General features: G+C 37.0%; 12 protein-coding genes and 1 other RNA gene. 7 read left to right on the plus strand and 6 right to left on the minus strand.

From position 1 onward, the window contains the following. Nucleotides 1–228: 228 nt before the first annotated feature. The 4 genes from PPA04_RS08565 to PPA04_RS08580 all read right to left on the minus strand — a co-directional run bounded on the left by PPA04_RS08565 (nt 229) and on the right by PPA04_RS08580 (nt 2,949). Entirely contained in the window at nt 229–903 is a 675-nt protein-coding gene (locus tag PPA04_RS08565) for a helix-turn-helix domain-containing protein (protein ID WP_057784957.1), read from the minus strand. A gap of 214 nt (nt 904–1,117) precedes the next feature. Further along, complete coding sequence (locus PPA04_RS08570) at nt 1,118–1,873, minus strand: hypothetical protein (protein ID WP_057784958.1); 756 nt, start codon at nt 1,871–1,873, stop codon at nt 1,118–1,120. Next, entirely contained in the window at nt 1,866–2,579 is a 714-nt protein-coding gene (locus PPA04_RS08575) for an ATP-binding cassette domain-containing protein (protein WP_057784959.1), read from the minus strand. Before PPA04_RS08575 ends, PPA04_RS08570 begins: the two co-directional genes overlap by 8 nt. Then, complete coding sequence (locus PPA04_RS08580) at nt 2,572–2,949, minus strand: GntR family transcriptional regulator (protein ID WP_057784960.1); 378 nt, start codon at nt 2,947–2,949, stop codon at nt 2,572–2,574. The genes PPA04_RS08575 and PPA04_RS08580 overlap by 8 nt, the downstream gene beginning before the upstream one ends. A 196-nt stretch (nt 2,950–3,145) precedes the next feature. On the opposite strand from PPA04_RS08580, the gene PPA04_RS08585 reads away from it, so the two are divergent. The 5 genes from PPA04_RS08585 (at nt 3,146) to PPA04_RS08605 (ending at nt 7,984) form a co-directional block, all read left to right on the plus strand. Beyond that, nucleotides 3,146–4,108 carry an NTF2-like N-terminal transpeptidase domain-containing protein gene (locus PPA04_RS08585; protein WP_057784961.1) on the plus strand — a complete coding sequence of 321 codons (963 nt, stop codon included), beginning with the start codon at nt 3,146–3,148 and terminating at the stop codon, nt 4,106–4,108. A gap of 85 nt (nt 4,109–4,193) precedes the next feature. Beyond that, nucleotides 4,194–4,811, plus strand: a complete 618-nt coding sequence (locus tag PPA04_RS08590) for a sugar O-acetyltransferase (RefSeq protein WP_057784962.1) — start codon at nt 4,194–4,196, stop codon at nt 4,809–4,811. A 75-nt stretch (nt 4,812–4,886) separates the two neighbouring features. Next, nucleotides 4,887–5,786, plus strand: coding sequence for a DUF368 domain-containing protein (locus tag PPA04_RS08595; RefSeq protein WP_057784963.1), 900 nt, complete (start codon nt 4,887–4,889; stop codon nt 5,784–5,786). Nucleotides 5,787–5,920: 134 nt separating this feature from the next. Then, nucleotides 5,921–6,253, plus strand: coding sequence for an ArsR/SmtB family transcription factor (locus PPA04_RS08600; RefSeq protein ID WP_057784964.1), 333 nt, complete (start codon nt 5,921–5,923; stop codon nt 6,251–6,253). Nucleotides 6,254–6,307: 54 nt separating this feature from the next. Then, complete coding sequence (locus PPA04_RS08605) at nt 6,308–7,984, plus strand: oleate hydratase (RefSeq protein WP_057784965.1); 1,677 nt, start codon at nt 6,308–6,310, stop codon at nt 7,982–7,984. A 114-nt stretch (nt 7,985–8,098) separates the two neighbouring features. Here the strand turns inward: PPA04_RS08605 and PPA04_RS08610 are convergent, their stop codons facing one another. Then, nucleotides 8,099–8,911: a LicD family protein gene (locus PPA04_RS08610; RefSeq protein ID WP_057784966.1), complete on the minus strand. Its 813-nt coding sequence runs from the start codon at nt 8,909–8,911 to the stop codon at nt 8,099–8,101. Nucleotides 8,912–8,960: 49 nt separating this feature from the next. After that, nucleotides 8,961–9,122, minus strand: a complete 162-nt coding sequence (locus PPA04_RS09595) for a hypothetical protein (protein ID WP_186806980.1) — start codon at nt 9,120–9,122, stop codon at nt 8,961–8,963. A 212-nt stretch (nt 9,123–9,334) separates the two neighbouring features. Here PPA04_RS09595 and PPA04_RS09600 point away from each other — a divergent pair, with 212 nt between their 5' ends. Together PPA04_RS09600 and ssrA are read left to right on the plus strand one after the other, a co-directional pair. Continuing rightward, complete coding sequence (locus PPA04_RS09600; protein ID WP_186806981.1) at nt 9,335–9,484, plus strand: hypothetical protein; 150 nt, start codon at nt 9,335–9,337, stop codon at nt 9,482–9,484. Between the two features lie 51 nt (nt 9,485–9,535). Further along, nucleotides 9,536–9,907: a transfer-messenger RNA gene (gene ssrA, locus PPA04_RS08615) on the plus strand. The last annotated feature ends 178 nt before the right edge of the window (nt 9,908–10,085 follow it).

A 10,085-nucleotide genomic window follows, 5' to 3' on the forward strand; every position in this document is an offset into this window, starting at 1 on the left:
TAATTCTTCTTTTACACAACAGTTTAGTGGTGACACGGTGGCCAGCAGTGTTATCGAAGTTATTGTCATTCTGGTGTTTGGATTTATCGCTTTACAAGGGCTTCGACATCAAAATCTCTAAGTGATGAAGCTTTTCCAAATAAATTGCATTATAAAACGTTATGCTCATTTTGAATGGGCATAACGTTTTTTGTGACTGGTGGTTTTTGAAATTAAGAATTAGCCAAATCACCACCACAAAATTTTTTGGCCGGTTTTTGGGCCTTCAGTTTTGGATTGATAGCCAGTATAAAAACTGCCAGCTTGCTCACGCATGCCTAATGGAATCTGTTTTTTGTTTAGCAAACGCACTTTAAAAATATAGGATCCGTTATGTTGAATTAATGCCCAGCGATTTTTAGCGGTATATTGGCCTGTCTCAAATTTTAGCCAGCTGCCTTTACCAAATGCGTCGTCAGAGACAAATGCATCTACTTGTTGTGTAAGTTGTTGTTGATTTGCCGGGTTGGGTAAAATTGCATAGCCATCTTGAGTCTTAATGAATGGATTTAGATGATCAATCGTGGCGTTTTGTGTGGCCCGAACGTAACCTAGGAATGTTATGAATACAAAAGTGGCGATCAATAGAAGTCCAATTATTAATAGAACAGTTTTATATTTTCGTTTTTTTCGGACATCTGAACTAATTTGGCCAACCATGGAGTTTTCATTTTCCTTGGGCAGACAATCTAGTGAAATGTTTAGAATCTGGCTAATTTGGACCAGGATGTCTAGATTAGGATAACTCAAATCGTTTTTCCAACGAGAAAGTGTTTGACGAGTTACGTTAAGTTTGTTTGCTAAAGATTCCTGCGTAAGTTTTAGTTTTTTTCTTCTTTCACGCAATTGAGTCGAAAATTTCATGTATGCTTCCTCCTAACAACTCTAATCGTACCTAGAAAATTATCAGAAGTAACGCAATTATCATGTTACATTTGTTTTTTTGACTAAAAGCGGGCATCTTCGAGATGAAGAATCTTAAATTTAATGACATGAGGAACATATAAGAAGCAATTAAAAATTTCACTAAGCTTTGAAACGAGTTGGTTGAAGATGTTTTTAATTGTGACTTTAAAGCTTATTCGGTTTCTACCCAATGTTTTAATAAATAGAGATTGGGGATGGTCAGAACTACTGTCCAAAGGAGCATGAATACACTAGTCATGAGTAAAGTAAAAATGATGTTAAGCGGCGTGCTAGCCGAGTACAGTGGTGAAAATAGTTTATTTATAATTGTACCAATTGGATTATTAAGTACACTTAGGATAATTAGCAAAAGGATAAATGTAGCCACGTAGAGTAGGCTTTGAAGTAAGCCTTGCCACTTGTCAGGTAAAAAGTTACTAATCGTGTTTTCTATAAGATGAGCTAGGCAATTAAATGTCCAACCTGTAAGAACTAACATGATCATGAATATCAACCCGCATACAAAGTATCCCAGCAAGATGTGTGTGGGTAATTTAACGGTTGATAAGGGTTTAATACTACTTACCCCAATAATAATAACTTCCAAAATTAAAAAATAGACAAAACTGGCCACTGCAGATAAAAAATTGGCAGCATACAATCGACTTTCGGAAACGGGAATAAGGCGATAGGTGTTACTCGTCCACATCTTTTCAATGCGTAGCGCAAAACGAATAAATAGGGTTGATGCTCCGATCCCTCCGTATACAAGAGAAAGATTTGCAAAATTAATACTATTAAATTCGTTTTCCAAAATCATCGCAATAAGGGTAATCAAAAGGGTAAGGACGTGTAAGCCAATAATTTTGTGAACGGTAGTATTTTTTTCTTTAAATAGTGTTTTAATTAAGACACTTGTATTAGTCATTTTGATCTTCTCCTTTGTAAAAACTTTCAAAAAAGTCTTCGATACTTTGCCCGTAATCTTCCCGAATTTTATCAGCGTTCTTTGAAACAATAATTCTCTTATCTTTGACAATTAATATGCCGTCTAAAATATTAGCAATATCGTCGACATGATGATCGCTAATTAAAATGGTCGCGTCTTCTGGTTTCCACTGAAGAATGCTGGCTATGATTTTTTTACGACTCATACTGTCAATGCCGTCAAAAGGTTCATCTAGTAAATATAATTTAACTTGGCGTGATAAGGTAATTGCTATGATAAACTTCATTTGATTTCCTTTGGACAAATCGTTTAAGTGTCGCGACAAATCAAGATTTAGAAACTCAGATAAACGCTGGAATTTATTTGTTGAGAAATCAGGGTAGACAGCTTCATAAAAATGCGCGATTTTTTCTAAGCGATCAGATCTGTTAACATCATCTACTTGATGACTAAAGCTTACCAACTGTTTGCGATCACTGGGGCTTGTTTCCGAGGAGACTTTAATTTCACCACGATAGTGATTTGCGGCTCCACTAATCAAGCGCATCAAAGTCGTTTTGCCAGCGCCATTTTCTCCTAAAAGCCCCACAATGCTGCCAGTTGGTAAGGAACAATTTAGTTGATTCAAAATGTTGGTTAAGTTTCTTTTATAGGATAGATTTTTAATAGTTAAAATGTCAGTCATGATTTGCTTCCTTTCGCGAATTAATATAATTTTCTAAATAAGTCAACATTTTATCTGGCGAAATCCGCAAAGCCGTCAGATTATCATATAGATTGCTGACTTGTTCTTCTACAGTGCGTTTTTTTAAATTTTTCAAGACCTCTGTGTCTTCGGTCACAAAATTTCCTTTACCGCGTTTTGAAACGAGAACGTCTTCATCAATAAGCTCACTCAAGGCGCGTTGGATGGTATTGACGTTAACAGTCAAAGTAACTGCAAGTTGACGAACGGCAGGTATTTGTTGGCCTGGTTTGAGATGTTCAATAATGATTTCACGATATATATATTGCTTAATCTGATAGTAAATAGGAACCTTATCATCAAACTTCATGTTGTTCCTCCGTAATAGTGTAATAGTTATCTAGTACACTGCAAGTCACAAAACTAAATATTACAAGCCTTTAGCGTTAAATCTTTCGTTTTAGAACGGATAGGGATGTAATTTTAAGTAAAAGTTCTGTATTCTAAAGGATAGATAATATAAAAATATTTATTTCAAGGGGAAACAGATGCGAAGGAGTTTTAGATTGCTTTTAAAAATGATAGTTATCCTCTTTTTATTAGGCGTCGTTGTCCACTACGTAATTAATAGAAATGAAATAGCGGATATTCAGAGGGTCGTTCAGGTTTATGATCAGAACATGCAGTCACAAAATTTTGTGGACATTTTATCACATGATGGGACTAAAAATATGGCGTTGGAAGAAACGGCACAAAAATATTTTCAGATTTTTAATGCCATGGGAGCAAAAGATATTCATTTAAAGAATTTACAGCTTGACCGAGTTCAAAATCATTATCAAATTTCATATCAACTGGCTATGAAATCAAAAATTGGCAAAATTAGATTTAATCGAGTAACTGGAGAGATATGGAAGTTACATGGCAAATGGAAAATTTTAAATTCTGAAAAAATGATAATTCCTAACGTGACTGTTAAACATACTATTCTTCAAGTTAAAATCAATTATGCAACACGTGGGGAAATAAGATCGGTAGCGGGAAATGTGTTAGCTAAGGATGTTGTACATAAAATGGTCGGTATAGCTCCGGAAAAATTGAATGATTCGCCAAACAAAGAAGAGAATATTCACAAAATCGCTTCTCAGTTTAACTTATCAGAGAATGCCTTACGGACAAGACTAAATCAATTTATATTAGTTAATGAAGATAGTTTCTTGCCTTTAAAAGCAGCTGATAAGATTAAACAACCTGAAGTTCCAGGTTTGGTTGATCGATATGTAACCGACAGACAACATGGTCAAAATAGAAAAATAGGAACGGTAGGAATGGTAAGTGATGGGGAGATAAATGCAGATCCAACACTTAACGAACATGATCGGGTTGGGAGAACAGGCTGGGAAAGAAAATATAATTCAAAACTGCAAGGAAAGGATGGTGGAAAGTTCGTTTTTACTTCTTTAAATAAAAAAATTGTGTTGAGCATTCAAAATAAGGCTAAAAGTGGTCAGGTGGTTAAACTTCGGTAATTCTTAATGAGTGATAACAACAGTTATCAACTGACACAGGGTTTAAAATTCGATATAATCAAACTAAATATACGGAGGAACTGTCATGACCAATAAAGAAAGAATGTTAAGTAGTAAACTGTATGTCGCAAATGATCCGGAACTTCGAAAAGATTTCAAACATAGTCGGATTTTAACGCGCTTGTTTAACAATACCACAGAAGAACAGATGGATTATCGCAAAGAATTACTTGGTAAACTGTTCGGCAGTGTGGGGGACCACGTTTATATGGAGCCACCGTTTCATACAGATTATGGAATTAACACGACAATTGGCAAAAATTTCTATGCCAATTATGACTGTATTTTTATTGATGTTGGTCGCATAACAATCGGTGATAACGTAATGTTTGGTCCGCGGGTCGGGTTGTATACAGCTGGGCATCCGATTGACCCTACGGTACGGATCGAAGGCTATGAATATGGGTATCCCATCACAATTGGTGATAATGTCTGGATTGGCGGCAACGCTGTTATAAATCCAGGTGTCACAATCGGGAATAATGTGGTGATTGGATCTGGGTCAATCGTGACACATGATATTCCAGATAACGTGGTGGCGGTGGGAAATCCGTGTCACGTGTTACGAGAAATTAACGATGATGACAAACAAAAGTGGGAAGCCCAAAAGCAAGCTTACATCGCTGAAATGACTTCTAATTAAAAAAAGTTGCAATGACAATCGGATTTAAAAAGAAAAGAGGTAACGCAAATAAAATCGAAATCGCTTATTAATACAATGAAGGGATTCCTGATTGGAATTGCCTTAGTAATTCCTGGGCTGTCTGGGAGCATGTTTGCTGTCGTGGTGGGGCTATATGAAAGAATGGTTGAGGCAATCTCATCTTTTCGAAAACAACCACTTAAAAATATCAAATTTTTACTACCCATCATGCTTGGGGCTGTGATCGGAATTCTAGCATCTACAAAGCTAGTGCTGTGGCTTTGCGAACAGTTTCCAGTAATGAGTTACGGATTCTTTATTGGCCTTGTAATTGGTGTTTTGCCATTTGTTTATAAAAAAGTGAGTTTTCAAAGGTTCAAATTGTTTGATGGTCTTTTAGCTATCTTAGGATTTGCATTCATCATGTTAGTTAGCCATCAAGGAAACGAAGGGATGAGTGATTTTGTAGCAATGAGTCACCTACAAAACTTAAATGATTGGGCAGTCATTGCGTTTGCGGGATTCTTTGCGATTTCTATGATGATGATTCCGGGGATTTCCGGTGCAGTTATGCTAATGATGGTGAACCAGTACGGTACCATTTATAACTCAGTTGCAAAACTTTTAGATACGGTGATGTTTATGCTGGTTGGAAAATTTGATCAAGCTCAGCAAGCTTTTTCATCGGTAGTGATCTTATTGCCCTTTATGATTGGTGCGTTTTTAGGTGTGATCCTCATGGCAAAGGTTTTAAACTTCCTATTACACAAGTATGCTCATCAGGTGTATTGCGCCGTGTTTGGTATCGTAGTAGCTGGTATTTGGATTCTGATGGAATTGGCGCTCAAAGGTGCTGTAGTAAGTGTGCAAGGTGGCGGATCGTGGTTTATGTTGATCGTGGCGTTAGTTGTTTTTATCATTATCGGCGTATTAGCCACAATATTTTTGGATAAACAAGACCCCACGGACACCTAATAGCAAAAAAAGCCGTTAGACATATGCTAACAGCTTTTTATTAAACAAGTTTTGTAAGCGCTTGCCAAAAAGTACAAAGCATGTTACTATATTCATGGATTTAAATATTTAAATGTATGGATAGAGGTGAGACTATGGAAGAGGTAACCATGGAGCCGAAACAAAAGGCAGCTTTAGATGAGTTTATAAATGATTTAGATATTTTAAACGCACTAGCTGATAAGCATCGGCAGCAAATTATTATTTTATTGGGGTCGCGGTTGAAACAAGGCATGACGGTTGGTGATATCACGACCCAGTTAGATATTTCCCAACCTGCAGTTTCACATCATTTGAAGATTTTGCGATCAGTCAATATTGTAGATTCGACGCGAAACGGATTGGAAAATACTTATCATTTAACGTTGGACGACACATTAGAGCGTTTGGAGCGAATTGTGAAATTAATTCGGGAGTCAAATGCGTAAGTTATGAATAGTGTGTTTCGAAAAAATAAATTTTAACAATGAGGGGCGGATATAATGGCAAAAGCATATATGATCGGATCAGGAATTGGTAATCTGGCAGCTGGCATTTATTTAATACGTGACGGTGGCTGGAGTGGTGATCAAATTACCATGTTTGGTCTTGAAAAACACGGTGCCAATGATGGTGCTAAGGTAGCTGATTATGAGTCCGAATACGGTAACCCAGAATTAAGTAACAATAAAGGATTCTTGGCGAAGGGTGGCCGAATGCTGAACGAAGAAACTTATGAAAACTTATGGGATGTTTTACGTTCAGTACCATCACTGGATAATCCAGGACAATCAGTTACGGACGATATTTTGAACTTTGACCATGCACATCCTACACATGATGTTGCACGATTAATGGATCGGACGGATGGCATTCGTAATAAGGGTGATCAAAAAGATTATAATCATATGCAATTCAATAATCAGGATCGCTTCCTATTAACCAAGTTAATGATGATGCCTGAATCTAAGGAACCACAACTGAATGATGTTAGCATTGAACAGTGGTTTGCTAAGAGTCCTCATATTTTCACAACTAATTTCTGGTACATGTGGCAAACAACTTTCGCGTTTAAGAAAGAAAGCTCTGCAATGGAGCTACGGCGTTACATGAATCGAATGATCTTAGAATTCAGTCGAATCAATACTTTGGCCGGCGTGACGCGAACACCATATAATCAGTATGAAAGCATCATTTTACCAATGCGTAAATATTTGACGGATCATGGTGTGAACTTTGTAAATAATCGTAAAATCACTGAATTTGTATTTAAAGATACACCGTTACGCGATGACATCATTGTAACAGGCTTGAAGTATGAAGAAGTGGATAACGATAACAAACCCGGTGAGATTGAAATTGGCGAAAATGATTTTGTCTTTGATACGAACGGTGCAATTACGGATAGTTCTTCCATTGGCGATTTAAACACCCCAATTAAAGAAAACATGGAGTATGCGCCAAGTGCAGCTCTTTGGAAACAGGCAACGGAACACTTCTACAATTTGGGTAATCCAGACAAATTCTTTGCCGATCGTAAACAAAGTGAGTGGTTAAGTTTCACTGTGACAACCAATAATCATTTCTTATTAAATGAGATTTCTCGGATTACACAACAGGAGCCAGGAAATGCGTTGAATACTTGGGTTGACAGTAACAATTTGATGTCAATCGTTGTCCATCACCAACCTCATTTTCACGTTCAAAAGGAGAATGAAACTGTTTTCTGGGGCTACGTCATGTATCCACGTCGTAAAGGAGATTATGTTGACAAACCATTTATCGAAATGACTGGTAAAGAGATGTTAGAGGAGCTGTTAGGCCATCTAGCGGCTGTGGATCCAGCGCGTGACAACATTGCTGATCATACCGAAGAGATTATGGACAGCATTGTAAACGTCATTCCAGCCTACATGCCGTATGCTAGCGCGTTGTTTAATCGTCGTGCTGTGGGGGACCGTCCAGCTGTTGTGCCAAAGAACTCTAAGAATTTGGCCTTTATCAGTCAGTTTGCCGAAATGCCATTTGACATGGTCTTCACGGAACAATATTCATTTAGATGTGCCCAAGTGGCTGTATATCACTTCATGGGAATTCCTGATAGTGAGTTAACACCACTCCATCATTATGAAAAACAACCTAAAGTTTTGGCAAGAGCAACAAAGACAATGTTTAGATAATTAATGAAAGCACATTTTATCATGACTGCGAGCATGATTGGTGAATTTGCGTGATAAAGCAAAAAACGAGAGTGATGGTCTGTGGGTAAATCAGATCGTCACTCTCGTTTTATATTAGTCAATTTGTTTACCGTTTACGATTAACACATCGACGTGTTTTTCTTTTTGATCTCGTTCTGGGGGAAGCGTCATATAATCGTCGTACATGCGGGTTAGAATGCGATCGTAAGCTTCTGGAATCTTAACCTGAATATCTTCGAACGGATGGGTGATCAACTCAGAGATTTCGGCTTGATTTAAAACTTCTTTATCATAGGCATACTGAGACGCATAATTTTTGTAATGGTGAAATGGTTCCTTATTATAAAGACGCATAATATTTTCGCGTTTTTCTTTTAGTTTGGCAACTGACATATAGTGATTAAGGTCGTTAGTTTCCGGATCCTTACGAAACGGGGTTTTGATGATATTATAGCCTAAGCGTAAAAGGATTCGTGTATCAAAATAACGAAAACGACTGTAAACAGCTCGCCTAATTTCAGGTTGTCGTGGTACTTTATCAAACGGAAAAATATCAACGAAAACGCCTTTGCGCGCGTCATTGACATTATTTCGTTCTTCAATATAAGTGTCAGTATCAATCATTTTCATGTAGCTAAATGCAAAATTAGGATCTGTGTCCGCGGTTTGAATGAAGTAGTGTTCATTTTGCAAAAGGGCAGGGGCAATAGAAGAAAAACGATCATATTCATCACGTCGCATACCAATGTCCACATCGTCATCCCATGGAATAAAGCCGTTATGGCGAATTGCACCAAGCAGTGAACCACCAATTAGAAAGTATTTGATGTGATGTTTTTCGCAAATGTTAACGAACTTTTTTAAAGTGTTTAATTCAATTCGATGCAACTCGCTGATTTGCGACATAGAACAATGCTCCTCCGTTTTTTATTACCCTAAGTGTACCTGATTTTAGTTAAGATTTAAACATGTGCCACAGATTGATGGTGGCTTCCAGCAACATTCCGATTGCCATCATATACATCGCAATCATGTTTTGATGAACAAAAACAAAGTAAGTTAAAATCAAATAGAAAACGAAAAATAAAATTGCGGTTACTTTTGAATTACCAGTCATTAGGATACCTCCCAAGTTATCAATTTACCTTCATTTTAGTTTAAAATGATTCTAATTTCCACAATTTATTGAAAACGATGTCATTATATTTTTAGTTTTTAGTAAAATTGGAAAATAATTGGGGGTTTTACGGTTGACAATTATGATGGGAACCATTATTATTGGTACCTAAGATTAGGTTTTAAATGCGAAGAGTCACGGAGGATTGTACAATGAGAAAAACCAAAAATGCGTTGTTAGAATATTTATTAAAGAATGTCCAGAATGCGGATCTTGTCAACAAACTGTTGGTTACAATGGTTTCTCGCGGACAAATTGCCTTGATTCCTGCAACTAATTCTGGTTCACAGCAGCATAAGTAAGCGAGTTAATTGCTTTTGTAACTGGCTGTGATATAGTAATACTGTTGTTATGGGGTCGTTATGGATTCGACAGGTATAGGTTGAGCCCGGATTGCGTTTCGTAGTTTACGTCTACGTTAAAAACGTTCAGTTTAATTATAACTGCAAAAAATAATAACAATTCTTACGCTTTAGCTGCTTAATAACAGCTTAACGTAGATCTGCCTAGCATCGTCCATGTGTTGGATACAGGTCTTAAATTAAGTGGACTTACGCAAGTTGCTCACATCTGAAGTAGCTTGAAGAGACTAATCAGATTAGCTGATCAAGAGAACCCTGACATACGGTGTTTTGGTTAGTGAAATTTAAGTAGTATGCCTATGAACGTAGATATCTGGGTGGCAATATGCTTGGACGCGGGTTCGATCCCCGCCGACTCCATTTTATAGTTTCAGTACAGGTTAATAGTCTTCAGAATGCCGGTTTTATGCGGTTTATTCTGAAGACTATTTTCATTTCTATGCTGTACTTTTCAAGTCTCATTCAAATTGTATTGATAGAGATTTTTAACGGCACATTCACTACGGTAAATGTGCTTTTTTTTTTTTTTTTTTTTTTTTTT

It is taken from the genome of Pediococcus parvulus (genome assembly GCF_007990205.1).
Lineage (GTDB): Bacteria > Bacillota > Bacilli > Lactobacillales > Lactobacillaceae > Pediococcus > Pediococcus parvulus.

Bases quoted from the DNA above. Each gene is read 5' to 3' on its own strand.
- PPA04_RS08565 (WP_057784957.1), bottom strand. From the start codon at position 903: ATGAAATTTTCGACTCAATTGCGTGAAAGAAGAAAAAAACTAAAACTT.
- PPA04_RS08570 (WP_057784958.1), bottom strand. From the start codon at position 1,873: ATGACTAATACAAGTGTCTTAATTAAAACACTATTTAAAGAAAAAAAT.
- PPA04_RS08575 (WP_057784959.1), bottom strand. From the start codon at position 2,579: ATGACTGACATTTTAACTATTAAAAATCTATCCTATAAAAGAAACTTA.
- PPA04_RS08580 (WP_057784960.1), bottom strand. From the start codon at position 2,949: ATGAAGTTTGATGATAAGGTTCCTATTTACTATCAGATTAAGCAATAT.
- PPA04_RS08590 (WP_057784962.1), top strand. From the start codon at position 4,194: ATGACCAATAAAGAAAGAATGTTAAGTAGTAAACTGTATGTCGCAAAT.
- PPA04_RS08595 (WP_057784963.1), top strand. From the start codon at position 4,887: ATGAAGGGATTCCTGATTGGAATTGCCTTAGTAATTCCTGGGCTGTCT.
- PPA04_RS08600 (WP_057784964.1), top strand. From the start codon at position 5,921: ATGGAAGAGGTAACCATGGAGCCGAAACAAAAGGCAGCTTTAGATGAG.
- PPA04_RS08605 (WP_057784965.1), top strand. From the start codon at position 6,308: ATGGCAAAAGCATATATGATCGGATCAGGAATTGGTAATCTGGCAGCT.
- PPA04_RS08610 (WP_057784966.1), bottom strand. From the start codon at position 8,911: ATGTCGCAAATCAGCGAGTTGCATCGAATTGAATTAAACACTTTAAAA.
- PPA04_RS09595 (WP_186806980.1), bottom strand. From the start codon at position 9,122: ATGACTGGTAATTCAAAAGTAACCGCAATTTTATTTTTCGTTTTCTAT.
- PPA04_RS09600 (WP_186806981.1), top strand. From the start codon at position 9,335: ATGAGAAAAACCAAAAATGCGTTGTTAGAATATTTATTAAAGAATGTC.